This is a genomic window from Rhodanobacter sp. C03 (assembly GCF_002001175.1).
Taxonomy (GTDB): Bacteria; Pseudomonadota; Gammaproteobacteria; order Xanthomonadales; family Rhodanobacteraceae; genus Rhodanobacter.
The window spans coordinates 119,273-145,427 of the sequence record NZ_MUNT01000001.1 but is presented as its reverse complement, the minus strand read 5'-3'; the positions used below and the strand labels follow the sequence as shown (position 1 = coordinate 145,427).

Sequence of the window (26,155 nt, the reverse complement as noted above, 5' to 3'; positions counted from 1 at the left end):
TCCCATCAACAGTTTCCCAACGGAGACGTATCCCATCGATCCGCGGACGTCTCCGTATTTTCTGCCGTCCCCTGCGTGCTTCCGGCACCGGATGCCCTCCGTGCGTTCCCAAGGCGCACCTTCCCGTCCGTGTCGCCAACTTCCCTTGCACGCAGGGGACGCTTTTTCTTGTCAATCCAACGGAACACCCATGCGCAGTGACCTGATCAAGAGCGGCCCCGACCGCGCACCCGCCCGCGCCATGCTGCGCGCCACCGGACTGGACGACGCGGCGATTGCCCGACCGCTGGTCGCGGTGGTGCACACCTGGTCGAACGTGAGCCCATGCAACCTCAACCTGCGCGAGCTGGCGGTCGAAGCGGCCGCCGGTATCCGCGCCGCCGGCGGCACGCCGATCGAGTTCAACACGATCGCCGTGACCGACGGCATCGCGATGGGTACGCCCGGCATGCGTGCCTCGTTGATCAGCCGCGAGGTGATCACCGACTCGATCGAGCTGGCGGTGGACGGCCACTGCCTCGACGCGATGGTGGTGCTGTGCGGCTGCGACAAGACCATTCCTGCCGCGGCGATGGCGCTGGCGCGTTTGAACATTCCCGGTGTCGCGCTGTACGGCGGCAGCATTGCGCACGGCACGCACGACAACCATCCGATCACCATCCAGCAGGTGTTCGAGGCCGTCGGCGCACATGGCGCCGGCAAGATCGACGACGCTGAACTCGCCGCGGTCGAGCGCGATGCCTGCCCCGGCGCCGGCGCCTGTGGCGGTCAGTTCACCGCCAACACGATGGCGATGGTGCTGACCACGCTGGGCCTGTCGCCGATGGGCTACAACGACATCCCCGCCACCCATCCAGCCAAGGGTGCCGCGGCCTATCGCTGCGGCGAGCTGGTGATGGAATGCCTGAAGACCGAGCGCACGCCACGCGAAATGCTGACACGCACTTCGTTCCGCAACGCCGCCCGCATGGTCGCCGCCACCGCCGGCTCTACCAACGCCGTGCTGCACCTGCTGGCGATCGCGCGCGAGGCCGGCGTCGCGTGGGCGCTGGAAGATTTCGAGCCCGCCTCGGTGCATACGCCGGTGATCGCCGACCTGCTGCCCGGCGGTCGCTACACCGCGGTCGAGCTGTTCGGCGCTGGTGGCAGCGGGCGCGTGGCGCAGGAGCTGATCGCCGCCGGCATGCTGGACGATGCGCCCACCGTCACCGGCCGCAGCCTGTTTGCCGAAGCCGCCGCCGCACCACGCGCCGAGACGCAGAATGTAGTGCATCCGGTCACCCGACCACTGAAACCGCGCGGCGGCTATTCGATCCTGTACGGCAACCTCGCGCCGGAAGGCTGCATCCTCAAGCTCGCTGGCAAGAGTGGCAACTTCGAAGGCAGCGCGCGCGTGTTCGAGAGTGAGGAGGAAGCCTTCGCCGCCGTGCAGGGCGATCGCATCCACGCCGGCGACGTCATCGTGATCCGCAACGAAGGTCCCGCCGGCGGCCCCGGCATGCGCGAGATGCTCGGCGTCACCGCGGCGCTGGTCGGTCGCGGCCTCGGCAACGATGTCGCGCTGATCACCGACGGCCGTTTCTCCGGCGCCACCCACGGCTTCATGGTCGGCCACATCGCACCGGAAGCGGTGCGCGGCGGCCCGATCGCGCTGCTGCGTGAGGGCGATCGCGTGGTGATCGATGCCGAACACCGCGAGCTGCGCACCACGGCCGATCTCGCCAGTCGTCGTGCCAGCTGGCAGCCGCCAAAACCGAAAGTCACCCAGGGCGCACTGGCCAAGTACGCGCGTCTGGTCGGCTCCGCCTCCGACGGCGCCACCACCCAGCTGCATGCCGCGATCGCCCCATCCAAACACACCCACACCGAAACCACTGAAGGAGTTGCCGCATGAGTACCGCCCCAACCAACCCACTCGCCAAATCCCGCATTGCCGTACTCGGCTACGGCAGCCAGGGCCGCGCGCATGCGCTGAACCTGCGCGATTCCGGCCTCGACGTCGTGGTCGGCCTGCGTCCCGGCGGCCCGACCTGGCAGCGTGCCGAGGCCGATGGCTTTGCCGTGGTCGAGCCAGCCCATGCCGTGCGCGGCGCCGACCTGGTCGCCGTGCTGACTCCGGACATGGTGCAGCCGGCGCTGTACAAGGAAGTGATCGAGCCGAACATCAAGCCGGGCGCCGCGCTGTTGTTCGCGCACGGCTTCAACGTGCACTTCAAGCAGATCACCCCGCGCGCCGACATCGACGTGATCCTGGTCGCGCCGAAGGGCCCCGGCGCGCTGGTGCGCAGCGAGTATGAGCGTGGCCGTGGCGTGCCGTGCATCTGGGCGGTGCACCAGGACGTCAGCGGCCACGCCGAGGCGAAGACCAAGGGCTACGCCGACGGCATCGGTGGCGGCCGCGCGATGATCATCAAGACCGACTTCAAGGAAGAGACCGAGACTGACCTGTTCGGCGAGCAGGCGGTGCTGTGCGGCGGCGCCAGCGAGCTGGTAATCAAGGGTTTCGAGACCCTGGTCGAGGCCGGCTACCAGCCGGAGATCGCCTACTACGAAGTGATGCACGAGCTGAAGCTGATCGTCGACCTGTTCTACGAGGGCGGCCTGACCAAGATGCTGCAGTTCGTCTCCGAGACCGCGCAATACGGCGACTACGTCAGCGGTCCGCGCGTGGTCGACGCCGGCACCAAGGCACGCATGAAGGACGTCCTCACCGACATCCAGGACGGCACTTTCGCACGCAACTGGACGGCCGAATACAAAGCCGGCCTGCCGAACTACAAACGCCTGAAGCAGGCCGATCTCGATCATCCGATCGAAGTGGTCGGCGCCAAGTTGCGCGCGCAGATGCCGTGGTTGCAGCCGTCCGCTGCCAAGGCTGAAGCCGCGCCACTGAAGAAGGTCGGCTGACAGCCAGTAACAGGCTTCCCGCCAGTTGTGGCGGGCAGCCTTATCCGATGCATTGAACGAGGAGATTCACCGTGAAACGTTTCCATATCGCCCTGGCCGTCGCCAACCTGGAAGCCTCGATCGCCGATTACAGCGCCCGACTCGGCCAGCCACCGCAGGCCCTGGTTTACGGCGTCTACGCGATGTGGCGCACCGACAACCTCAATTTCTCGATCCGCCAGCAACCCGAAAAGGCCGGCCAGATCTGCCAGCTCGGCTTCGAGGACGACATCGCGCAGGGCTTCACCAGCAGCACCGACGTGAACGGCATCGCGTGGGAACGTTTTTCCACGCTGGAGCAGGACCTGCAGATCATCGCCACCTTTGGCGTGCCGGTGCATCCGGCGGTCGAGCGCGACCTGATTCGCAATTGACGGGCGAAGTCCGTCGTTCCGGTGCAGGCCGGGATGAACACAAGGAGCGACCCGGACATCGCCACACACCATCCACCCACAGGAACCAGACGTGACGACTTCAGCGCAGACGACGCAGCCTAACCAGGCCATCGCCATCGACCAGCACCCGCTCACCGGCCACGCGATGAGTGGCGCCGACGTGATCGTGCAGGTATTCGCCGACCAGGGCGTCGAGGTGATGTTCGGCTATTCCGGCGGCGCGATCCTGCCGGTGTACGACGCCGTGTTCCGCTACAACGCGACACATCCGAAGGACAACGGCGACGAACCGATGCCGCTGATCGTGCCCGCCAACGAACAGGGCGCGGGCTTCATGGCCGCGGGTTATGCGCGCGCCTCCGGCAAGGTCGGCGTGGCGGTGGTCACTTCCGGTCCCGGCGCCACCAACATGGTCACGCCGGTGCGCGACTCGATGGCCGACTCGATCCCGCTGGTGGTGATCTGCGGCCAGGTGAGCACGGTGGCGATCGGCAGCGACGCGTTCCAGGAGGCGCCGATCAGCAACATCATGGGTGCCTGCGCCAAGCATGTGTTCCTGGTCACCGATCCAGCGCAGCTGGAAGCGACCCTGCGTACCGCGTTCACTCTCGCCCGCAGCGGTCGCCCCGGACCGGTGGTGGTGGATGTACCGAAGGACGTGCAGAACACCACGCTGAAGTTTCATGGCACCGGCGAGCTGGCACTGACCGGTTACCGCGCGCGTCTGCGCGCGGTGGAACAGTCGGCACTGAGCGATGCCGACTGCGCCGCCTTCTTCACGGCGTTGATGCAGGCAAAGCGTCCACTGATCTACGCCGGCGGTGGCGTGATCGCCGCCAGTGCGGCAACCGCATTGCGTGCATTCGTCGACACGTTCGGGCTGCCGGTCACCACCACCTTGATGGGCCTGGGCGGCTTCGACACCACCGATCCATTGGCGCTGCACATGCTCGGCATGCACGGCACCGCGTATGCGAACTACGCGGTGGAGGATTGCGATTTCATGCTGACGCTGGGCGCGCGCTTCGACGACCGCGTGGCGGGCGTGCCGGACAAGTTCGCGCCGCGTGCGAAGTTCATCGCACACATCGACATCGACCCGGCCGAAATCGGCAAGGTGAAATCGGTGCACTGGCATCACGTCGGCCCACTGGTACGCGCACTCGAGCGCCTGACCAGTTACGGCCGCGCGCACGGGTTGCAGCCCGCGTTCGATGCCTGGCATACGCACGTGGCCGAGCTGAAGCGCATGCATGCGTTGAACTATGACCGCAGCAGCGCGCTGATCCAGCCATACGCCGTACTGGAGGCAATCAATCGGCATACCGATGGCCGCGCGATCATCAGCACCGGTGTCGGCCAGCACCAGATGTGGGCGGCACAGTACTTCGACTTCCGTGCACCGCGGCATTGGCTCACCTCCGGCTCGATGGGCACGATGGGCTTCGGCCTGCCGGCGGCGATCGGCGCGCAGTTCGCGCATCCCGACAAGCTGGTCATCGACATCGACGGCGACGGCAGCATCCGCATGAACCTCGGCGAGCTGGAAACCGTCACCACCTACAACCTGCCGATCAAGGTGGTGGTGCTCAACAACGTTGGTGATGGCATGGTGCGGCAGTGGCAGAAGCTGTACTTCAAGGGCCGCTTCGCCGCCTCCGACAAGAGCCTGCACAAGAAGGACTTCGTGCTGGCCGCGCAGGCCGACGGTTTCGCCTGGGCGCAACGGCTGGAACGCACAGAGGATCTTGAGGCGACGATCGCCGCGTTCCTCGCCTTCGATGGTCCCGCGTTTCTGGAAGTGATGATCGATCCGGATGCCGGCGTGTATCCGATGGTCGGCCCCGGCGCCAGCTACGCGCAGATGATCACCGGCGATTTCATTGCCTCGCGTGCGGTGGCGGTCACGGGCGAGGCGGCCCCTTCGAACATGTTCTGAGCTTTTGATTTTCTCCTTGCCTGGCCTGGAAACCTCCAACGACGTCATTCCCGCGAAGGCGGGAATCGCTCCACCGCTCTCAAGAGCGATTCCCGCCTTCGCGGAAATGACGAACAAAGAGATTGCCTCCCGGAAAGGAACCAACTACCGGAGTCATTCACCATGAACCACACGCTGTCCATCCTGTTGCAGAACGAAGCCGGTGCACTGGTGCGCGTGGCCGGGCTGTTCGCCGCACGCGGCTACAACATCGACACGCTGACCGTCAGCGCCACCCACGATCCGGCTGTCTCGCGACTCACCCTTAGTCTGCAGTGCGACGATGCTGGCGTCGCGCAGATCTTGCAGCAGACGCGCAAGCTGGTCGACGTATTGCAGGTGGCACATCCGGCGACGGCACTGGCGGCATGAATGCAGTCGCCGCACCTGCTTCCGATGACGATGCGCTAGCAGCCGACGATCTTCTGGCACAGATCCGTGCCGCACGCGTTTACGACGTGGCACACGAGTCGGCACTGGAATGCGCGCCGCTGCTCAGCGCGCGACTCGGCCAGCCAGTAATGCTCAAGCGCGAAGACCAGCAAGCGGTGTTCTCGTTCAAGCTGCGCGGCGCGTACAACCGCATGGTGCAGTTGGACCCGGCGCAACGCGCGCGCGGCGTGATCGCCGCCTCCGCTGGCAACCACGCGCAGGGTGTGGCGCTGGCCGCGGCGAAACTCGGCATCCACGCCACCATCGTGATGCCGGTGACCGCGCCACAGGTGAAGGTGGATGCGGTGCGCCGGTTCGGTGGTGCGATGGTGCAGATCGTGCTGGCTGGCGACTCCTATAGCGACGCGCAGGCCAAAGCGACACGCTTGCAGGGAGAACGCGGCGCCACCTTCGTGCACCCGTTCGACGATCCGGCGGTAATCGCCGGCCAGGGCACCGTGGCGCTGGAAATCCTGCGCCAGCATCCCGGCCCGCTGCACGCGGTGTTCGTGCCGGTTGGTGGTGGCGGACTGCTTGCCGGCGTGGCCGCGTGCATCAAGGCGCTGCGACCGCAGGTACAAGTGATCGGCGTGCAGGCGGCCGATGCCGACGCGATGGTGCGTTCGCTTGAGAACGGCACGCGCGTAGCACTGGACGAAGTCGGCCTGTTCGCTGACGGTACCGCGGTGAAGCAGGTCGGCGCACTCACCTTTGCGCTATGCAAGCAGCATGTGGACGCGATGCTGCGGGTAGACACCGACGCGATCTGCGCAGCGATCCGCGACATCTACCAGGAAACTCGCAGCGTGCCGGAGCCATCCGGCGCACTCGCGCTGGCCGGGCTGAAGCAATATGTCGCTACTCACGGCGACGGCAGCGGCGCGCTGATCGCGATCGTCTCCGGCGCCAACATGAATTTCGATCGCCTGCGCTTCGTCGCCGAACGCGCCGAGGTCGGTGAGCAACGCGAGGCGGTGTTCGCCGTGACGATACCGGAGGAACGCGGCAGCTTTCGTCGCTTCTGTACCACCCTGGGCCGGCACAGCATCACCGAATTCAACTACCGCATCGGCGATGCCAGCTCCGCACATATCTTCGTCGGCGTGCAGATCGCCAGCCGCGATGAACGCGAGGCGCTGGTGAACGCTTTCCGCGAGCAGGTCTTCGACGTACTCGACCTCACCGACGACGAGCTGGCCAAGCTGCACCTGCGCCACATGCTCGGCGGCCGCTCCTCGCTGGCACAGCATGAGCGGCTGTACCGCTTCGAATTCCCCGAGCGCCCCGGCGCGCTTACCCACTTCCTCGGCCAGCTGCACCCGGACTGGAATATCAGCCTGTTCCACTATCGCAACCACGGCGCCGATTACGGCCGCATCCTGGTCGGCATCCAGGTGCCACCTGATGAGCATGCTCTGCTGCCGTCGTTTCTGGCCGCACTCGGTTACCCGCATTGGGATGAGAGCGACCACCCCGCCTACCGGCTGCTACTGCGGCAGTAAACGGGATGGCTCGATGTCGGCCACAGCCATCACGCTGCATGTACTGAAGTGATCCAGCGCGCGAACAGAGCACGGCGGCCACGCTAAACTCGGCGGATGGCCCCTCCTCCCCGCAAACGCCAGCGACGCAATACCGCACCCGCGCCCACCGCCCGGCCACGGCCCGGTGTGGCGAAGCCCGTTGCCAAGCCAGTCCAGCCAGCCGATAGCTCGACCCGTGCCACGCGCGTGCTGAACTGGCTGCTGCGGAAGCTGCCGCCAAGCCAGCGCGAGAAGGCGCTGGACTATCTGGTGCTGACCCGGATGGATCGGCCGATCGGCGCGCTGCTGCTGCTGTGGCCGACCTGGTGGGCGCTGTGGCTGGCGGCCGGCGATTTCCCACCGTGGAAGCCACTGATCATCTTCACCCTCGGCGTATTCGCCATGCGCGCGGCCGGCTGCGCCATCAACGACTTTGCCGATCGCAAGCTCGACCCGCAGGTCGCGCGCACCGCCGGGCGACCGATCGCATCGGGCCGGGTCACGCCGCGCGAGGCACTGCTCGTCTTCGCCGCGTTGCTTATATTCGCCTTCATACTGGTGCTGTTCACCAACCGGCTGACGATCGAGCTGTCCTTCGCCGGCGCCGCGCTGGCGGCGATCTACCCGTTCACCAAGCGCTACACCTATATGCCGCAGGTGGTACTCGGCGCCGCGTTCGGCTGGTCGATCCCGATGGCGTTCGCCGCGGTGACGAATGCAGTGCCGCCGGTGGGCTGGCTGCTGTTCATCGGCAACATCATCTGGTCGGTGGTCTACGACACCGAGTACGCAATGGTCGATCGCGACGACGACCTCAAGGCCGGTGCCAAGTCCACCGCGATCCTGTTCGGCGACGCCGACCTGCCGATTCTCGGCGTGCTGATGGGCACCTTCGTACTGGCCATGCTGTTCGTCGGCCAGCGCGCCGCGCTGGGCTGGCCGTACTGGCTGAGCCTCGCCGTCGCCGCCGGCCTGTTCGGCTACCAGCTGTGGCTGGTCCGCGCGCGCGCGCGCGATGCCTGCCTCACCGCGTTCCGCCACAACAACTGGCTGGGACTGGCGGTGTGGATCGGTATCGTGCTGGCGCTGGCGGTGCGCTGAGAGCGAGGAGTGAGTGAAGAGGGGTGAGAAATGAGCGGGCCATCGCTCTTACTCACTTCTCACTCCTCTTCACTCGTTTCTCGGCTTTGGTGCCCGCGCCAGTGCCCACACATCCACCCGCTGCACCCCTGCGCGCTTGAGCACACGGGCGCATTCGGCCACGGTGGCGCCGGTGGTCATCACGTCATCGAGAATCGCCACATGCGCAGGCAACGCAATATCTGAGTGCAACGCGAATGCGCCGCGTACATTGCGGCGCCGGCCGACGGCATCGAGTTCGGTTTGCGCATCGGTGCGATGCAAGCGTTGCAGCACATCGTGACGCAGCGGCACACCTAGTTCGCGCGCCAGCGGACGACCGAGTTCCAGTGCCTGGTTGTAGCCACGCTGGCGCAACCGGCTGCGATGCAGCGGCACCGCCAACAGCAACTGCGGCAGATCGATTGGACATGGCTCGCGTCGCCACAGGGTCGACAACACGCGGCCGGCGGCGAGATCGGCACCGAACTTGTAGCGCGACTCCAACCGGTCCAATGGCCAGCCGTAACGGAACGGCGCCCATGCCGCGTCCCAGGGTGGCGCGCGACGCAGGCATTCGCCACACATCGCCGCCGGCGCCGCCAACGGCAACGCGCAGCGTGCGCAGCAGCTGCGGTTGCGCGGCAGTTCGGCCGCGCAGTCAGCACACAGGTCGACACCGTCGGATCCAGCGGCACCACACAACAGGCAGCGCCACGGCAGCACGAAGCGCTGCAGGTATCGAAAAGGCTTCATCAGCGCATCCATGCGCATCTCCACTCAGCGGCCGGGCGGCTTGTACAACGCAGCGTCGAGGATCGACCACAGGTGGATCAGCCAGCCGAGCAGGACAATCCACAGCAGGGCAGCCAGCACGAACATGATGATCGCCTTGAGCAAACGCCCCTGTACCAGCTGGCCCAGCCCGGGGATAAAGAAACTGCAGATGGCCGCGAGCACATTGCCACTGCTGCCTTGTCCTTCACTCATGCTGATCTGCTCCGTGTCACCTTGCATCGATGGTGTGATGGTAACGGCTGGGCTGTGTCCATGTCCGCGTCAACCATTCGCAACACCTGTCGAGTTGACACGCTTCGGGGCGACTCCCACACTTTCGCGATTCATGTATGGGAGTTGCTGTTCCATGGTCGACACCGCCATCCGCCACGACTGGACCCGCGCCGAAGTGGCCGCACTGTTCGCGCTGCCGTTCAACGAGCTGCTGCATCGCGCGCACTCGGTGCATCGCGAACAGCACGACCCGAATGCGGTGCAGGTGTCCACCCTGCTCTCTATCAAGACCGGCGGCTGCCCGGAAGACTGCGCCTACTGCCCGCAGGCGGCGCGCTACGACACCGGCGTGCAGGCGCAGAAACTGATGAGCGTGGAAGCGGTGCTGGAGCGCGCGCAGGCGGCCAAGGATGCCGGCGCCAGCCGTTTCTGCATGGGCGCGGCCTGGCGTGGTCCGAAGGATCGCGACGTGGTGAAGGTGGCCGAGATCGTCCGCGCGGTGAAAGGCCTCGGCCTGGAAACCTGCGCCACGCTGGGCATGCTGAGCGGGTCGCAGGCGGACACACTGAAGGCCGCCGGGCTCGACTACTACAACCACAATCTCGACACCGCGCCGGAGTTCTACGGTGAAGTGATCCACACCCGCCAGTACCAGGACCGGCTCGACACTCTCGATCATGTGCGCGCCGCCGGCATGAAAACCTGCTGCGGTGGCATCGTCGGCATGGGCGAGTCGCGCGATCAACGCGCCGGCCTGCTGCAGACGCTGGCCAACCTGCCCGAGCATCCGCAGTCGGTGCCGATCAACCAGCTGGTGCAGGTGGAAGGCACGCCGCTCAACGGCACCGCGGCGCTGGATCCGTTCGAGTTCGTGCGCACGATCGCGGTGGCGCGCCTGCTGATGCCGGCCTCGATGGTGCGCCTGTCGGCCGGTCGCCAGCAGATGGACGATGCGGTGCAGGCGCTGTGCTTCTTCGCCGGCGCCAACTCGATCTTCTACGGCGAGAAGCTGCTGACCACCGGTAATCCGGATGTGGAACACGACCGCGCGCTGTTCCGCCGGCTCGACCTGCATCCGCTGCAGGTGGTCGAGGAAAACAGCACCGTGCATGCGGACATCCTGGAAAGCGAAGCGACTGGCTGCGGACAAAGCTGTGGCTGCAGCGCCGCGGCCTGATCTGCTCGAACGATTGGCCGCACAGACGGCCGAACGTGAGCACGCGCAACTGCTGCGCCGGTTGCGCACGATCGATCACGTCGACGGCCCGTGGCTGGAAACCGGCCACCAGCGCCTGCTGTCGTTCTGCAGCAACGACTACCTCGGTCTGGCGCAACATCCGCAGCTGATCGCCGCACTCACCCGCGCGGCCAGACAAGCCGGCGTCGGCAGTACGTCGGCGCATCTGATCTGCGGCCACCGCACGGAACATGCGGAACTGGAAGAAGCGCTCGCCGTCTGGACCGGACGCGAGCGTGCGCTGCTGTTCTCCACCGGCTACATGGCCAACCTCGGCGTGCTGCAGGCGTTGCTGACGCGCGGCGATGTCTGCCTGCAGGACAAACTCAACCATGCCTGTCTGCTGGATGGCGCGAAACTCAGCGGCGCCGAACTGAAACGCTATCCGCATGCCGATGTGGCTGCCGCCGCGAGGCAACTGGCGTCGAGCCCGGATGCCGCCGCATTGCTGGCCACCGATGGCGTATTCAGCATGGACGGCGATGTCGCGCCGCTGCGCGAATTGGCGACCTTGTGCGCGAACGAGCACGCCACCTTGATGGTCGACGACGCGCACGGCCTCGGCGTGCTCGGCCCGCACGGCGCCGGCAGCATCAGCGCCGCAGATCTCGGACAACATGAAGTCCCGTTGCTGATGGCCACGCTGGGCAAGGCGCTCGGTTGCGCCGGCGCTTTCGTCGCCGGCCCAGCCGCCTTGATCGAGGGCCTGATCCAGTTCGCGCGGCCGTACATCTACACCACCGCGATGCCACCGGCGCTGGCAGCCGCCGCACTCGAAGCGGTGCAACTGGCGCAGACCGAAGGATGGCGACGGCAGAAACTTGCCGCGTTGATCGAGCGCTTTCGCCGCGGTGCGAGCGAACTCGGCCTGCCGCTGGCGAACTCGACCAGCGCGATCCAGCCGCTGCTGCTGGGCAGTGCCGATGCCGCACTGGCCGCGGCACAGTCACTGGAAGGACAAGGCCTGCTTGTCAGCGCGATCCGCCCACCGACCGTGCCGCAAAGTCAGGCGCGCCTGCGCATCACGCTGTCGGCGGCACACGAGGAAGCGCACGTCGACCGCCTGCTGGCCGCACTGAAAACCCTGCACTTGCCACCCTCAGCCGCCTGAAAGCAGGCGACCAGCCGCCGCCGCGTATAATTGCCCGCTTGCTTTACCGATACCCCCGCATGTCGATCGTCAATATCTCCGCCTATAAATTCATCAGCCTGGACGAGCTGCCCACGCTGCGCGAGCGGCTGCGCGAACGCTGCGAGGCGCTGGCGCTGAAAGGCACGATCCTGCTGGCGCCGGAAGGCATCAATCTGTTTCTCGCCGGCGGCCGCGCGTCGATCGACGGTTTCATGGCCACGCTGCACGAAGATCCGCGCTTTGCTGATATCGAGCCGAAGGAATCGTTGTCCGACGATGCGCCGTTCAGCCGCATGCGGGTGCGCCTGAAGCAGGAAATCATCACCATGCGATTGCCGATGGTCCGTCCCGAAGGCGGTCGCGCACCCGCGGTGGATGCACTCACTCTGCAGCGCTGGCTGGATCAGGGCCATGACGATGAGGGCCGCGAAGTCGTGCTGCTGGACACCCGTAACGACTACGAGGTCGATGTCGGCAAGTTCCCGCTGGCAGTGGATTACCGCATTGCCAGCTTCACCGAGTTTCCTGCGGCAATCGCCGCCGACCGTGCACGCTACGAGGGCAAGACCATCGTCTCGTACTGCACTGGCGGCATCCGTTGCGAGAAGGCCGCGCTGCACATGCGCGATCTCGGCATGTCGGACGTCTACCAGCTCGAAGGCGGCATCCTGAAATACCTGGAACAGACCGACGGCACCCACTGGCACGGCGACTGTTTCGTGTTCGATGGACGCGTTGCGATCGACAGCACACTGACGCCGGCCGGCATTCCGATGCCCGCACCGCGCGCCAAAGACAAGGACAAGGACCCCGGCGCATGAGCCTGTACATGGAGAAGCGCGGCCACGGCCCGGTGCCGATGGTGCTGCTGCATGGCTGGGCGATGCACGGCGGCGTGCTGGCCCTGCTGGTCGAGGCGCTGGAAGAACACTGCACGATGTACGTGGTCGACCTGCCCGGCCATGGCTATTCACGCGACTGCGGACTGCCGCTGGAGCCGAGTGACTGCGCCGCCGCGATTGCCGCGATCACCCCGCCGGCGATCTGGCTGGGCTGGTCGCTGGGTGGACTGATCGCGTTGACTGCCGCACTGGATCTACCGCAGCAGGTACGCGGCCTGGCGATGCTGTGCGCCACGCCGCGCTTCGTGCGCGATGCCAGCTGGCCGTATGGCAACGATGCCGCGATGGTGCAGCAGCTGGCTACCGATCTGGAAACCGATTACCACGGCACGATCGAGCGCTTCCTCGCGCTGGAGGCGATGGGCAGCGCCGATCCACGCGCCGAACTGCGACAGCTGCGCACGCTGGTATTCGCCCGCGGCGAACCCGATCTGCGCGTATTGCAGGAAGGCATCCGCATCCTGGACACCGGCGACCGCCGCGCCGGCTTGCCCGACCTCAGCGTGCCAAGCGCATGGATCGCCGGCCGCCGCGACCGGCTGGTGCATCCGCAGGCGATGCAATGGTCGGCCAGCCAATGCGGCGGCAGTTACGACGAAATCGATCACGCCGGCCATGCACCGTTCTTCGGCCATGCCGATGCGGTGGCACAGGCACTCCAGCCCTTGCTGGCACACATTCACCCTGAGCACGTCCGATGAGCGACTTCCACCTCGACCGCCAGCTGGTGCGCCGTCACTTCGGCCGCGCCGCCAAAAGCTACGAACAACACGACGTGCTGCAGCGTGAAGTGCAGGCCGCCTTGCTGGAGCGTCTGGACTTCTATACGCAGACACCACAACGCGTGATCGATGTGGGCGCCGGCACCGGCCGCGGCAGCGCGCTACTGAAGCAGCGTTATGCCAAGGCCGAAGTGATCGCCGTCGACCTGGCGCTGCCGATGCTGCGCGCGGCGAAACAGCACGCAAGCTGGCTCAAGCCCTTCCAACGCGTCTGCGCCGAAGCCACGGCGCTGCCGCTGCCCGACCACAGCATCGACGTGCTGCATTCCAACCTGTGCTTCCAGTGGATCGACGACCTGCCCGCACTATTCAACGAATGCGCGCGCGTGCTGAAACCCGGCGGCCTGCTGGCGTTCTCCACCTTCGGCCCGGATACGCTGAAGGAACTGCGCGCCTCATGGGCCGAAGCCGACCAGCAGGCACATGTCAGCCGCTTCCTCGACATGCACGATGTCGGCGACGCCATGCTCGCCGCCGGCCTGCGCGACCCGGTACTGGACGTGTTCCGCTACACCCTGACCTACAGCGAGCCGCGCAAACTGCTCGAAGAACTGCAGGGCCTCGGCGCCACGAATGCTGACAGCACACGCGAACGCGGCCTCACCGGCAAGTCACGCTACCAGCGCATGCTTGCCACCTATGAAGCGATGCGCGTGGACGGGCGCATTCCGGCGACGTGGGAAGTCGTCACTGCGCATGCGTGGGGGCCGCCGATTGGTCAACCACGCCGCGGTGCCGATGGCGGCGAGATTGCCAGCTTTTCGATCGAGAATTTGCGTGGGTCGAGGCGGCGCTGAAATCGAAGATTTTGCGGAATCCGGAATGTCCGCTTTGGGTGGCGGACCTTCGTTTGCCGTCCGCTACGCAAGGACCGCTCGCGGCTAGTGGCGGACCACTAATCAATTCTTCCGACCTGCCTGACGAGCTTCGCAGCAAGCGGTTTGAAGTCAGCTATGTATCCCGATATGTATCGTTTTTTTCCATTACGCAGTCGAAGGGTCAGCACCTGCGCCCGCCCTTCCGTCAGATCAGAGTCGACGATGTCATGCATATCAAACTGATGCCTTGGGAACGCCCCTACCACGACCTTGCTACCTGTAACTTCAACTCTATACATCAGGTTTCGGAGCCAAACCACAAAAAAGGGAAGCGGGAAAAATACGTGGTAAACCACAAATGAAACGGCGTCGCTCGGGATGCTTTTCCAGAACGGGAGGATCTCAAAAAATACAAAGCCCGCGAAACACAAGAAAGTATAGGCATAGGGAATTCTGTAAATCTCCGTATCCCCTACGATTTGATGGTGCTGCCTCATTGCCAATGCCACGTATATGATCGCGGCCGGCACCAAAAGCAAACCCCAATAGTGCGAAATATTCATAGTGCCCCTTTGCTTTCGTGCATCTTAGCCACATGCGGTTCGAACTTGCTCAACGCTTCTTTTGAAGGTCTGCTTTGGGTGAAAGCGGTCATTCACAAGAAATAACGCTCACTTCTTCCCGCTACATGCTTTGTGCCGGAAACACCCGACAAGATGATCATTGATCATCCCGGTCGCCTGCAGCAGCGAATAGCAGATCGTCGTGCCGACGAAGCGGAAGCCGCGCTTCTTCAACGCCTTGCTCATGCGGTCGGACAACTCGGTGCTGGCCGGCACTTCGCTCTTGTCGCGCCAGCGATTGACCAGCGGCTTGCCGTCGACGAATGACCACAGATAAGCGTCCAGACTGCCGAACTCATCGATCACTTCCAGCGCAACTTTCGCGTTGTCGCGTGTGGCCGTCACCTTCAGGCGATTGCGGATGATGCCGGGGTCGAGCAGCAGATTTTCCAGTTCGCGATCCTTCATCGCGGCGACGCGGGCGATCTCGAAATGGTGGAAGGCCTTGCGGTAGTTCTCGCGCTTGGCCAGTACGGTGTGCCAGGACAGGCCGGCCTGTGCACCTTCCAGGCACAGGAACTCGAACAGCGCGCGATCGTCATGCAGTGGCGTGCCCCATTCGGTGTCGTGGTAGTGGCACATCAAGGCATCGCTGCCGGTGGCCCAGTGGCAGCGTGGCAGGTCGGCAGGCTTGGTCATGGGTCCGGATCCGGCAGGTACAGGAAGAGCGCCGGCACAACGTAGCCGACACCGCTAGACTTGTCGCCCCCTTTCCTGCCGGCCTGCGCATGTCGTCTTCCTCCTCGCCACGCCGCGGCGCGGTGCTCGCGCTGCTCGTCACCATCCTGGTCTGGGCCTACAGCTGGGTGGTGATGAAACAGGTGCTGGCGCATGCCGGGCCGTTCAACTTCGCCGCGTTGCGCTACCTGCTGGGCGCGGCGGTGCTGTTTGCGGCGCTGCTGATCTCGCGGCAATCGTTGCGACCGCCGCCGCTGCTGCCGACGATCCTGATCGGCCTGTGCCAGACCGCGGCGTTCCAGGGGCTGGAGCAATGGGCGCTGCTCGACGGCGGCGCCGGTCATGTGGCGCTGCTGGCCTACACGATGCCGTTCTGGGCGGTGCTGCTGGCGTGGCTGCTGCTGGGTGAACGGCCGAGCCGGCGACACTGGCTGGGGCTGGCGCTGGCCGCGCTGGGCCTGCTATGCATCATCGAGCCGTGGCATGGCATGGGCAGCGTGGTGAGCACCACGCTGGCGATTGCCGGCGGCGTGGCGTGGGCGGCCGGCACGGTGCTGAGCAAGCGGCTGTTCCGCCAGCGCACGTTCTCCGTGCTCAGCCTCACCGCGTGGCAGATGCTGGCCGGTGGCGTGGCGCTTGCCGTGGTCGCGCTGGCGGTGCCGCAACGCCCGATCGACTGGAACTGGGCCTTCATCGGCGCACTGGCCTATAGCGTGGTGCTGGCGTCCAGCCTGGCATGGTGGCTGTGGTCGATTGTGCTGCAACGCCTGCCCACCACGGTGGCCAGTCTGTGCAGCCTCGGCGTGCCGATCGTCAGCGTGCTGCTGGCGTGGCTGATCCTGCACGAACAGCCGTCGATGATGGAAATAGTCGGCATCGCCCTGGTGCTGCTGGGTCTGGTCGCGGTCAGCGGCGTGGGCGCGCGGCGACGCGCTTGAGGGGGCCATTCAGCCTCCGGCCTTGCACGCGGCGATATCATGCAACGCTGCCGGAACTGAAGAAATGCCGATGTTTGATTTGTCTCAATGGTGGGCTCACGGGGTCAGTTGGCTGAGTGCCCATGCGGTCGTGCCCTTCCTGGATGTGTTGCATCTGAACGGGCTGGCCGGCGATCCCAACGACATTTCCGCCTCGCTGATGATCGCGGCGCTGCAGGTGGGCATCATCGGCTTCCTGTTTCGCCCGCTGGAAACCTGGTTTCCGGCCGAAAAGTGGGCCGATCGCAAGCTGACCCTGGTCGACCGCAACTACACGCTGCTGATGCTGCTCGGCATCTTCCCGCTGTTCACCTATCTGGTGCTGACCCCGTTCAGCCATCTGTTCGGCGGTGTCGACAGCGCCACCTCGAGCACCGGCTCGCCGTTGGCGCTGACGCACTGGATACCGTGGTTCAACCAGCACCCGTTCGTGTTGTTCGCGACGTACTACGTGGTGTACGACTTCGTGTACTACTGGATGCACCGCACCCAGCACGCGATCCCGTGGTGGTGGGCGCTGCACAGCATGCATCACAGCACGCGCCAGATGAGCTGCTGGACCAACGATCGCGGCAGCCTGGTCGATGGTTTCATCCAGTCGATGATCCTGGCCGTGGTGGGCCTGGTGATCGGCGTGGATCCGGACGAGTTTGCGTGGCTGATGCTGCTCGGCGAACTGGTGCAGAACTTCTCGCATACCAACACGCGCATCGGCTTCGGCAAGGTGTTCGAGCGGGTGTTTGTCGATCCGAAATTCCACCGCCTGCACCACATGCTGGTCGATCCCGAGCGACCGACCCTGCATATCTGCAACTACGGCCAGGTGCTTTCGATCTGGGACGTGCTGTTCGGTACGTCGCTGTATGGCCTGGCACCGCGACCGACCGGCGTGGGCGATCCGGTCGTCGATGCCGACAACGACCACGGCCTGGTCGGTCTGCACTGGGCCGCACTGAAGCGGTTCTGGGGCGCGGTGCGCTGTATCGAGGGCTGGACACCCGGCGAGGTGGCGTTTGGCGAAGGCTACCGGCCGATTCCGGTCAGCCAGCTGGACCTGCATGTGTTCGAACACAAGTCGCCAGCCACGGCCGTCGCCGAAGCGGATCCGGTCAGCAGCACCACGTCGGCGGAAGTGGCCTGACCCCTGCTTTCGCAGGGGCGCGCTCTAATACCAGGGCAACACCTGCAGATCGACGTTGCCGCCGGTCAGCACCACGCCGACGCGGCGTCCGGCAAAGCGCTTGCGCTGCTGCAGGATCGCCGCCAGCACGGTGGCGCTGGACACTTCCACCACCTGCTTCAACTCCGACCACAGCAGCTGCATCGCGGCGATGGTTTCCGCGTCGCTGACGGTGATCACGTCCACCTTATGAGCGCGCAAGGCATCGAGGTTGCGCTCGCCGACCAGTGCACGCAGGCCGTCGCACAGCGTGTCCGGCACCACGCTGGTGACGCGTGAACCACGGGCCAGTGATTGCGCGGCATCGTCGGCGCCTAGCGGCTCCGCGCCGAACAGGCTCAGTGACGGATCGATCGCATGTGCAGCGATCGCCGCGCCGCTGGCCAGGCCACCGCCACCGACCGGTGTGATCAGCGCATCCAGTCCCGCTGCCTGTTGCAACAACTCCAGCACCAGGGTGCCCTGCCCGGCCATCACCTGGGTGTCGGCATACGGGTGCACCAGCACCGCGCCAGTGATCTTTTGCACCTCGGCCGTCATCGCCTCGCGAGCGGCCTGGGTCGGCGCGCAGCGATGCAGGATCGCGCCGGCGCGCCCGATCGCCGCGATCTTCGCGCGCACCGCGCCTTCTGGCACCACCACATGCGCAGCGATGCCGCGGGTAGCAGCGGCCATCGCCAGCGCATTGCCGTGGTTGCCGGACGAATGCGTGACCACGCCGTGCGCAGCCTGCTCGTCACTCAACGCCCATACTGCATTGCAGGCGCCGCGGAACTTGAACGCACCGCCGCGCTGCAGGTTTTCGCATTTGAAATACAGCTCGGCGCCGCTCAGCGCATCCAGCGCATCGCTACGCAATACCGGCGTAACCCGCGCATGCGGCGCGATGCGCGCGGCGGCATCGCGGATCTGTTCGAAACTTGGCAACGCACCCAGCGAAGAACTCATGGCAACTGGACCTCCACGCCACAACGGAAGCTGCGCTCGGCACCGGGCAACAGGCGGATCGCGTCGGCGCATTCGGGCCGGTTGAATGCGTCGGCCATGCATTCCATCGGCTCCAGCGCGATCGCGCGGCGTGCATCGCGGCTGATCGTGTCGGCGGTGAACGCATGCATCACGCCGTGTTCCTGCCATACCGCGATGCCGAGCCCGCTGGACGGATCGCGCAAATGGGTGCGGATGCGGCCATCGGCGTCGGCAGTCAGGTTCGTGTATTCATGATCGAGAATGCTGTCGCCAAGCAGCCGCGGCTTGCGGAAATCGAGGGCTGGCACCTCATCGAGTGCCACAAATGCCGCCGCACCGGGCAGCGCGATCAGGTCGGCATCGGTGCGGATCAAGGTCTGCGCGGGAATCTGCAACTGCCAGCCATCGACCGTGGTATCGGCCAGACGGAAATACGGGTGCCAGCCGAAGAAGCACGGTGCCGCGCTGTCGCCGACATTGCGCATGCGCACCTCCAGCGTGATCCCGCCGGCATCCAGCGTGAAGGTCACGGTCAGGTCGATCGCGTGCGGATAGCCCGGCTGCGGACGGATCGACTTCGTACCCAGCGTCACCCGCGCAGCATGTTCATCCGCCTCGAGTGCCGTGATCTCGAACTCCGTGTCGCGCACAAAGCCGTGCCGGCTGGCACGGGCAGCACCAACGACACCAGGTTGCAGATCCTGCGACTGGCCGTCGAAGCGGTAGCGAGCATCGGCGATCCGTCCGGCGAACGGCACCATGATCGCGAAACGCGAACCCGGTCGACTGGCCACTTCGGCCGCATCGCGGTAGCCGTCGGCCAGATCATGCGTGACGCCGTCCAGCGCCACCTCGAAGCTGAGCAGGGCCGCGCCATGGCGCGCGATGCGCAGGCGCCGGCTGGCGCCGGGACCGGTCAGCACCACGATCTCCTGCTCGCCGAGCCGGGCGCGCTCGGCGGTATAACACGCTGCATTCGATGGCATTACCGGGTTCTCCTGCCGTTAAAGCACCCCATGTTAGCCTGATCAATACTCACACCTATTGTTGTCCGCATGAATGCACTTTCCGAGCAAGCCCCTGCACTGATTCGTCTCAACGATTACCGTGCACCCGCCTGGCGGGTCGAGACGGTCGAGCTGGATTTCGACCTCGGCATCGATGCCAGCGAAGTCTTCGCCCGCCTGCTGTTGCGGCGCGATCCGGCGCAGACCGCGCCGCTGCGGCTGGATGGCGAGGACCTGCAGCTGCTGTCGATCGCGCTGGATGGCGAGCAACTGCCGGCCACCGCGTATCGATACGTCGGCAACGTGCTGGAAGTCGATGGTGCTCGCGACGGCAGCGTGCTGGAAACCCGCGTACGGCTGCGCCCGGCAGCGAACACTGCGCTGGAAGGCCTGTACCTGTCTGGCTCGCGCGAAGCCGGCTTCCTGCTGACCCAGTGCGAGGCCGAAGGCTTCCGCCACATCACCTTCTTCCCCGACCGGCCCGACGTACAGTCGCGCTACAGCGTCACCCTGCGCGCCGACCGCGCACGCTTTCCCGTGCTGCTGGCGGGCGGCAACCCGGACGGCGCCGGTGAACTGGAGGGTGGCCGGCATTGGGCGCGCTTCGTCGATCCGCATCCGAAACCCAGCTACCTGTTCGCGCTGGTGGCCGGCCGGCTGGAAAAGATCGAGCGCGACTATGTCACCGCCGACGGCCGCGCGGTGCAGCTGAATATCTGGGCCGAGGCTGATGTTATCGACCGCTGCCACTACGCGATGGACGCGCTGGAACGCTCGATGCGCTGGGACGAGAAGGCCTATGGCCGCAACTACGACCTGGATGTGTTCCACGTCGTCGCCACCCACGACTTCAACATGGGCGCGATGGAGAACAAGGGTCTCAACATCTTCAATGCGAAGTATCTGCTGGCCGACCCGGACTCGACCACCGACGACGAATATCGGCATGTCGAAGCGGTGGTCGCGCACGAGTATTTCCACAACTGGAGCGGCAACCGCGTCACCTGCCGCGACTGGTTCCAGCTGTCGCTGAAGGAAGGGCTGACGGTGTTCCGTGAGCAGAGTTTCTCCGCCGACATGAATTCCGCGCCGCTGAAGCGCATCGAGGATGTCGCGCTGCTGCGCCGTGCACAGTTCCCCGAGGACGCCGGTCCGCTGGCGCATCCAGTGCGCCCGGCGCAATACAGCGAGATCAACAATTTCTATACCGCCACGGTGTACGAGAAAGGCTCCGAGCTAGTACGCATGCTGGCCGGCGCCTTGGGCAAGGACGGCTTCCGCCGAGGCATGGATCGCTATTTCGAACGCAACGACGGCCGCGCGGCCACGCTGGAGGATTTTCTCGGCGCGCTCGGCGAAGCCAACGGAATCGACCTCACGCCATACCTTGCCTGGTACGCCCAGGCCGGCACTCCGCGACTGAAGGCGCACGGCCACTACGATGCCGCCCGGCGCGAATACACGCTCACGCTGGCCCAGCAGATACAGGCCGGCGCCGAACACGGGCCGAAGGTGCCGCTGCCGATCCCGGTCAAGCTGGCCCTGTTCACGCGAAACGGCGACATGCTGCCGTTGCATGTGGACGGCCAGCCATCCACCCGTGAGACCGAATGCATGGTGGTACTGGCACAGGCCGAGCAGAGCTTCGTCTTCAACAACGTTATCACCGCGCCGGTGCCTTCCCTGCTGCGCGGATTCTCCGCGCCGGTGATCCTCGACTTCGACTACACCCCGGATGAACTGGCCCTGCTGCTGCGTCATGACATCGACGGCTTCAATCGTTGGGAAGCCGGCCAGCAACTTGCCGCACGCGCTTATGAGAACCTGCGCGACGGCGGGGCAACCGATGCGGTGCAGGCCTGGTGCGATGCGCTGGCGTTCCTCTTCGACAACGACGACATCGAGGATGCGTTGTTGGCCGATCTGCTGACTCCCCCGGGCGAAGTCGAGCTGGCCGAGCGAGAGACGGCCGTCGACCCCCTGCGTATTCACGCGCTGCGCGAGAACCTGCAGCAACAGCTGGCCGAGCGGCTTGGCGCGACGGCATTGCGCCAGCGTTTCCACACGCTGTCAGCGCATACCAACGCCCGGCTCGATGCCATCAGCCAGGCGCGCCGGCGACTCAAACGCCGCGTGCTGGAGCTGCTGAATCTGGTCGACAGCAGCAGCGCCCGCGTGTTGGCCGCGGTGCAATACCGGGAGGCGCCCGGCATGACCGACCGCCTCGCCGCGCTCACCGTGCTGGTGCACAGCCAGGCCGCGCAAGCCGCGCCGGCGCTGGCCGACTATCGCGCACGCTACGCCGACAACGCACTGGCACTGGACAAGTGGTTTGCGGTGCAGGCGCAGTCGCCCGGCGATGCCGCGCTGGAACGCGTGCTGTTGCTGGAACAGGATCCGGCGTTCACCTTGAAGAATCCAAACCGGGTGCAGGCATTGCTGGGCGCCTTCGTGCGCGGCAATCCGAGTGGCTTCCATCGCGTCGATGGCGCCGGTTATCGATTGCTCGCCGAACGGCTGATCACGCTGGATGCGTTGAATCCGCAAGTTGCAGCGCGACTGGCTACGGCGTTCAACGGCTGGCAGCGACTGGAGCCGCAACGACGCGAGGCTGCACGCGCGGCGATTGCAAGACTGGCCGGGCACGATGGACTTTCGCGCAATCTGGCCGAGATCATTGGCAACGTACTCAATCGCTGAGCCGCGGCGGGGCGGCGTGCAGCTTGCCTGTCCCGAGGCGTCACCCCGATGTGCGTGGCGTGATCGCCATGCACAGGTATCACATGATTCAGATGGCCAGATGATCCAGTGCTTCGATCAGGCTCTGCATGCGTGACTCCAGGTCCGGCTGCAAGGCGTCGCGCTCGTCGTCTTCGCGCTCGTACAAACCATCGATCGCCATCTCGACCTGACCGATCTCGATCAGCAGATCGTGACGCGGATAAACCGGCTCGAAGTTGAAGTTCATGTCCATGGTGGATCTCCTTCGTCTTGGTGAAGGAGATAAAGCATCTGTCGTGCCAAAGTGTGATGTCAGTCACGCTCGATGGGTGACTTTGATACGGCGACTGACGCTGCACGTCAGCTGGTGCCGCGGCCCGGCACAAAATCCCCTTTCAGTCACTCTTTGTTCACGCGTTCGCGGTGAGAATCACCAAGCGTTTCACGAAAACGCAGCTCTCTGCGCCTGACAAGATTCCGGTTTCTGGCGCTCGGCAATACGGTCATCCTGGATTCCCCCTGTTCCTGAGACCGCCGAGCGCCAGATCTATCAGCACAAGGCCCCGCGGCTACAAACCGCGGGGCCTTGTCTTTTCAGGCTTGCAAAAGACGACGGCACCCCGAGGGGTGCCGTCTTGCTTCCTTTCCCGGTACGCAATCGAACCCCTGTCCGTTCGATCTCGGCGCGCGTAGTCGCGCAGCGTCTGCCCGTGAAAGTGCTGATTGGATAAAGCAGGAAGCATGCCAGCAGCACGAATCCGCCGGCAAAGTATTGATGGCGCTACCATAGCGCCCTGTTTTGTCACTTTTTGCACGCTCAGGTCAGTTCCATGCGCCATCCGACCCACTACGACGTCATCGTGATCGGCGGTGGCCACGCCGGCACCGAGGCCGCGCTGGCCGCCGCGCGTACGGGTGCGCGCACGCTGCTGCTAAGCCACAACATCGAAACGATCGGCCAGATGAGCTGCAATCCGGCGATCGGCGGTATCGGCAAGGGCCATCTGGTCAAGGAGATCGACGCGCTGGGTGGCGCGATGGCGCACGCTGCCGACCGCGCCGGTATCCAGTGGCGCACACTGAATGCCTCGAAGGGGCCGGCCGTGCGGGCCACCCGCTGCCAGGCCGATCGCGCACTGTATAAAGCCGCCATCCGCCATATCGTGGAAACCGAGCCGAACCTGCAACTGTTCCAGCAGGCGGTCGATGACCTGATCATCGAGAACGGCCGCGTCACCGGCGTGGTCACCCAGATGGGCCTGTCGTTCGGCGCAAAGACGGTCGTGCTCACCGCCGGCACCTTCCTCGCCGGCAAGATCCATATCGGTCCGGCGCAATACGCCGGTGGTCGTGCCGGTGATCCGCCGGCCAGCACGCTGGCGGCCAAGCTGCGTGAGTTGCCGGTGGCCGCTGATCGCCTGAAGACCGGCACACCGCCGCGCATCGACCTGCGCAGCATCGATTTCAGCGAGCTCGAAGAACAGCCCGGTGACGATCCGGCACCGGTGTTCTCCTATCTCGGCACGCGCGCCGAACATCCACGCCAGGTCAGCTGCTGGATCACCCATACCAGTGAACACACGCATGCGCTGATCCGCGGCGCTCTGGACCGTTCGCCGCTGTACACCGGCCAGATCGAAGGCGTCGGCCCGCGCTATTGCCCGTCGATCGAAGACAAGGTAGTGCGTTTCGCCGAGAAGGGCTCGCACCAGATCTTCATCGAGCCGGAAGGGCTGGATACATTCGAGGTCTACCCCAACGGCATCTCCACCTCGCTGCCCTACGACGTGCAGCTGGCGCTGGTGCGCTCGATCAAGGGCTTCGAGAACGCGCATATCACCCGGCCCGGCTACGCGATCGAATACGACTACTTCGACCCGCGCGGGCTGCATCCGTGGCTGGAAACCAAGGCGATTCCCGGACTGTACTTCGCCGGCCAGATCAATGGCACCACCGGTTACGAGGAAGCGGGCGCGCAGGGCCTGATCGCCGGACTCAATGCAGCACTCGCCGTGCAGGGCAAGGCGCCGTGGTTCCCACGCCGCGACGAGGCCTATATCGGCGTGCTGATCGATGATCTGACCAGCAACGGCACGATCGAGCCGTATCGCATGTTCACCTCGCGCGCCGAATACCGCCTGCACCTGCGCGAGGACAACGCCGACCTGCGTCTCACCGAGGCCGGCCACGCACTGGGCGTGGTGCCGCAGGCGCGTTTCGACGCGCTGCGCAACAAGCGCGAGGCGATCGAGCGCGAGACGCAGCGTCTTGGCGCGTTGTGGGCGGCGCCGAACAATGCGCTGGGCGCCGCGATCGAACGCCAGCTCGGCATCGCGGTGAGCCGTGAAACGAATGCGCTGGACCTGCTGCGCCGGCCGGAACTGGACTACGCGAAACTCACCAGCGTCGCCGAACTCGGCCCCGCAGTGGAACGCGACGATATCGCCGGCCAGGTCGAGGTACAGACCAAGTATTCCGGTTATCTGGAACGCCAGCGCGAGGAAATCGAGCGCCAACGCCGCAACGAGCACACCGCGATTCCCGCCGGTTTCGACTACGACAAGGTGCGCGGACTGTCGGCCGAGGTTTTGTTGAAGCTAAAACGCACACAGCCGGCCACACTCGGTCAGGCTGCCCGCGTCAGCGGCGTCACGCCCGCCGCCATCTCGCTGCTGCTGGTGCACCTGAAGCGCCACGCTGCCTGAGCGAGGGCATTCCGGTTGCCGGTTGCCGTACCGGTACTTGCGGCATGCAGCATCCACCGGCACTCATGGCATCATGCCCACTTTGACCAGCCTGGGGAGTGAGCACGATGGAAATATGGATCGGTCGGGACGGTGAACGGCATGGCCCGTACAAGGAAGACGATGTGCGCCAGTGGCTGCGCAGCGGCAAGGTAAGCCGCGAGGATCTGGCGTGGTACGAAGGCCTCGCCGACTGGCAGCCGCTGTCCGTGCTGTTCCCGGATGAGGTGCGCAGCGCACCGGCCGCCGACAACCCGTATTCGGCACCCACCGCCCCGTTGCAGTCACTGCCGCAGACCACCGCTGCTGCGCTGGAGGACTATGCCGGCTTCTGGAAGCGCGTGGCGGCCTACATCCTCGACGCCATCGTTCTATACATACCGAACATGCTCATCATGAAAGCCATGGGCAGCGATGCGGCTCAAGCGACCCTGCGGCAGGCCATGCTCGCCGCACCAGGTGATCCGCACGCGATGATGGCAGCCTATGGCCAGTTCTACTCGTCTATCGCGGCCGCATCCCTGATCACCACCGCATTGGCGTGGCTGTACTTTGCCTTGTGCGAAAGCTCGGCCTGGCAGGCCACCGTGGGCAAACTGGCACTGGGTATCCGGGTCACCGACATGCAGGGCAACCGGATCAGTTTCCTGCGCGCGCTGGGTCGTTATCCGGCCAAGATCCTCAGTGGCATCATCCTTTTTATCGGCTTTCTGATGGTCGCCTGGACCCAGCGCAAGCAGGGCCTGCACGACATAATCTGTAGCACCCTGGTACTGAATGGCCGCGCCAGCGAATTCAAGACTACCCCGGCTTCGTCCGGCACCGGCAACTCGTTCAGCGCTTGAGCTGCAGCCGGAAATGAAGGACTGGCGGCGTGACGCCGTCAGCCCTTATCCCGGAATCCGGCACCTGCAGTGCATCCCGAGTCCCTGCCGCACCAACGCCGTTGACTGCGTGGTGCGCTCTTGCGGTCGATCGCAA

The 26,155-nt window shown here is 65.2% G+C and carries 24 protein-coding genes; 17 read left to right on the top strand and 7 right to left on the bottom strand.

Annotated features, from left to right (window positions below):
* The first annotated feature begins 190 nt into the window (after positions 1-190).
* From B0E48_RS00565 to ubiA, 7 genes are all read left to right on the top strand, one after another.
* On the top strand, positions 191-1,894 hold the full coding sequence (locus B0E48_RS00565; protein ID WP_077515519.1) for a dihydroxy-acid dehydratase: 1,704 nt from the start codon (positions 191-193) through the stop codon (positions 1,892-1,894).
* Entirely contained in the window at positions 1,891-2,907 is a 1,017-nt protein-coding gene (ilvC, locus tag B0E48_RS00560; RefSeq protein WP_077515518.1) for a ketol-acid reductoisomerase, read from the top strand. The genes B0E48_RS00565 and ilvC overlap by 4 nt, the downstream gene beginning before the upstream one ends.
* A gap of 71 nt (positions 2,908-2,978) precedes the next feature.
* Positions 2,979-3,320 carry a hypothetical protein gene (locus B0E48_RS00555; RefSeq protein WP_077515517.1) on the top strand — a complete coding sequence of 114 codons (342 nt, stop codon included), beginning with the start codon at positions 2,979-2,981 and terminating at the stop codon, positions 3,318-3,320.
* A 166-nt stretch (positions 3,321-3,486) separates the two neighbouring features.
* The gene (gene ilvB / locus B0E48_RS00550) at positions 3,487-5,280 is read left to right on the top strand and encodes a biosynthetic-type acetolactate synthase large subunit (protein ID WP_077516800.1); all 1,794 of its coding nucleotides are present in this window, start codon (positions 3,487-3,489) and stop codon (positions 5,278-5,280) included.
* Positions 5,281-5,442: 162 nt separating this feature from the next.
* Positions 5,443-5,691 (top strand): acetolactate synthase small subunit, encoded by a 249-nt coding sequence (gene ilvN / locus B0E48_RS00545; protein ID WP_072759207.1) that lies wholly within the window; start codon positions 5,443-5,445, stop codon positions 5,689-5,691.
* A complete protein-coding gene (gene ilvA, locus B0E48_RS00540) occupies positions 5,688-7,253 on the top strand; it encodes a threonine ammonia-lyase, biosynthetic (protein ID WP_077515516.1) in 1,566 nt (521 codons plus the stop codon). The genes ilvN and ilvA overlap by 4 nt, the downstream gene beginning before the upstream one ends.
* Before the next feature lie 228 nt (positions 7,254-7,481).
* Positions 7,482-8,375, top strand: a complete 894-nt coding sequence (gene ubiA, locus B0E48_RS00535) for a 4-hydroxybenzoate octaprenyltransferase (protein ID WP_254423867.1) — start codon at positions 7,482-7,484, stop codon at positions 8,373-8,375.
* Between the two features lie 69 nt (positions 8,376-8,444).
* On the opposite strand, the gene B0E48_RS00530 is transcribed toward ubiA, so the two are convergent.
* Both B0E48_RS00530 and B0E48_RS00525 read right to left on the bottom strand, forming a co-directional pair.
* The gene (locus B0E48_RS00530; RefSeq protein ID WP_254423796.1) at positions 8,445-9,149 is read right to left on the bottom strand and encodes a ComF family protein; all 705 of its coding nucleotides are present in this window, start codon (positions 9,147-9,149) and stop codon (positions 8,445-8,447) included.
* A 24-nt stretch (positions 9,150-9,173) separates the two neighbouring features.
* Complete coding sequence (locus B0E48_RS00525) at positions 9,174-9,383, bottom strand: hypothetical protein (RefSeq protein WP_077516796.1); 210 nt, start codon at positions 9,381-9,383, stop codon at positions 9,174-9,176.
* Positions 9,384-9,537: 154 nt separating this feature from the next.
* Between B0E48_RS00525 and bioB the strand changes: the two genes are divergently transcribed.
* The 5 genes from bioB to bioC are packed head-to-tail and all read left to right on the top strand — an operon-like array spanning position 9,538 to position 14,254.
* Positions 9,538-10,581, top strand: coding sequence for a biotin synthase BioB (gene bioB / locus B0E48_RS00520; protein WP_077515514.1), 1,044 nt, complete (start codon positions 9,538-9,540; stop codon positions 10,579-10,581).
* Positions 10,559-11,752 carry an 8-amino-7-oxononanoate synthase gene (gene bioF, locus B0E48_RS00515; protein WP_254423795.1) on the top strand — a complete coding sequence of 398 codons (1,194 nt, stop codon included), beginning with the start codon at positions 10,559-10,561 and terminating at the stop codon, positions 11,750-11,752. The genes bioB and bioF overlap by 23 nt, the downstream gene beginning before the upstream one ends.
* A gap of 59 nt (positions 11,753-11,811) precedes the next feature.
* Positions 11,812-12,594: a sulfurtransferase gene (locus B0E48_RS00510; protein ID WP_077515512.1), complete on the top strand. Its 783-nt coding sequence runs from the start codon at positions 11,812-11,814 to the stop codon at positions 12,592-12,594.
* Positions 12,591-13,376 carry a pimeloyl-ACP methyl ester esterase BioH gene (gene bioH / locus B0E48_RS00505; protein WP_077515511.1) on the top strand — a complete coding sequence of 262 codons (786 nt, stop codon included), beginning with the start codon at positions 12,591-12,593 and terminating at the stop codon, positions 13,374-13,376. The genes B0E48_RS00510 and bioH overlap by 4 nt, the downstream gene beginning before the upstream one ends.
* Positions 13,373-14,254 (top strand): malonyl-ACP O-methyltransferase BioC, encoded by an 882-nt coding sequence (gene bioC / locus B0E48_RS00500; RefSeq protein ID WP_077515510.1) that lies wholly within the window; start codon positions 13,373-13,375, stop codon positions 14,252-14,254. Before bioH ends, bioC begins: the two co-directional genes overlap by 4 nt.
* A gap of 98 nt (positions 14,255-14,352) precedes the next feature.
* On the opposite strand, the gene B0E48_RS00495 is transcribed toward bioC, so the two are convergent.
* Both B0E48_RS00495 and B0E48_RS00490 read right to left on the bottom strand, forming a co-directional pair.
* Positions 14,353-14,838 (bottom strand): hypothetical protein, encoded by a 486-nt coding sequence (locus tag B0E48_RS00495; RefSeq protein WP_077515509.1) that lies wholly within the window; start codon positions 14,836-14,838, stop codon positions 14,353-14,355.
* Between the two features lie 108 nt (positions 14,839-14,946).
* Entirely contained in the window at positions 14,947-15,537 is a 591-nt protein-coding gene (locus tag B0E48_RS00490; protein ID WP_077515508.1) for a DNA-3-methyladenine glycosylase I, read from the bottom strand.
* Between the two features lie 89 nt (positions 15,538-15,626).
* On the opposite strand from B0E48_RS00490, the gene B0E48_RS00485 reads away from it, so the two are divergent.
* Complete coding sequence (locus tag B0E48_RS00485; RefSeq protein WP_077515507.1) at positions 15,627-16,514, top strand: DMT family transporter; 888 nt, start codon at positions 15,627-15,629, stop codon at positions 16,512-16,514.
* A gap of 70 nt (positions 16,515-16,584) precedes the next feature.
* Entirely contained in the window at positions 16,585-17,694 is a 1,110-nt protein-coding gene (locus B0E48_RS00480; protein ID WP_077516794.1) for a sterol desaturase family protein, read from the top strand.
* Positions 17,695-17,718: 24 nt separating this feature from the next.
* On the opposite strand, the gene B0E48_RS00475 is transcribed toward B0E48_RS00480, so the two are convergent.
* The gene (locus B0E48_RS00475; protein ID WP_077515506.1) at positions 17,719-18,681 is read right to left on the bottom strand and encodes a pyridoxal-phosphate dependent enzyme; all 963 of its coding nucleotides are present in this window, start codon (positions 18,679-18,681) and stop codon (positions 17,719-17,721) included.
* A complete protein-coding gene (locus tag B0E48_RS00470) occupies positions 18,678-19,688 on the bottom strand; it encodes an aldose epimerase (protein WP_077515505.1) in 1,011 nt (336 codons plus the stop codon). Before B0E48_RS00470 ends, B0E48_RS00475 begins: the two co-directional genes overlap by 4 nt.
* A 69-nt stretch (positions 19,689-19,757) precedes the next feature.
* Between B0E48_RS00470 and pepN the strand changes: the two genes are divergently transcribed.
* Positions 19,758-22,409, top strand: a complete 2,652-nt coding sequence (gene pepN, locus B0E48_RS00465) for an aminopeptidase N (RefSeq protein ID WP_077515504.1) — start codon at positions 19,758-19,760, stop codon at positions 22,407-22,409.
* A gap of 88 nt (positions 22,410-22,497) precedes the next feature.
* Here the strand turns inward: pepN and B0E48_RS00460 are convergent, their stop codons facing one another.
* Positions 22,498-22,683 carry a hypothetical protein gene (locus B0E48_RS00460; protein WP_077515503.1) on the bottom strand — a complete coding sequence of 62 codons (186 nt, stop codon included), beginning with the start codon at positions 22,681-22,683 and terminating at the stop codon, positions 22,498-22,500.
* Positions 22,684-23,260: 577 nt separating this feature from the next.
* Here B0E48_RS00460 and mnmG point away from each other — a divergent pair.
* Positions 23,261-25,135, top strand: a complete 1,875-nt coding sequence (gene mnmG / locus B0E48_RS00455) for a tRNA uridine-5-carboxymethylaminomethyl(34) synthesis enzyme MnmG (RefSeq protein WP_077515502.1) — start codon at positions 23,261-23,263, stop codon at positions 25,133-25,135.
* A gap of 107 nt (positions 25,136-25,242) precedes the next feature.
* Entirely contained in the window at positions 25,243-26,019 is a 777-nt protein-coding gene (locus tag B0E48_RS00450) for an RDD family protein (protein WP_077515501.1), read from the top strand.
* Positions 26,020-26,155 lie beyond the last annotated feature (136 nt).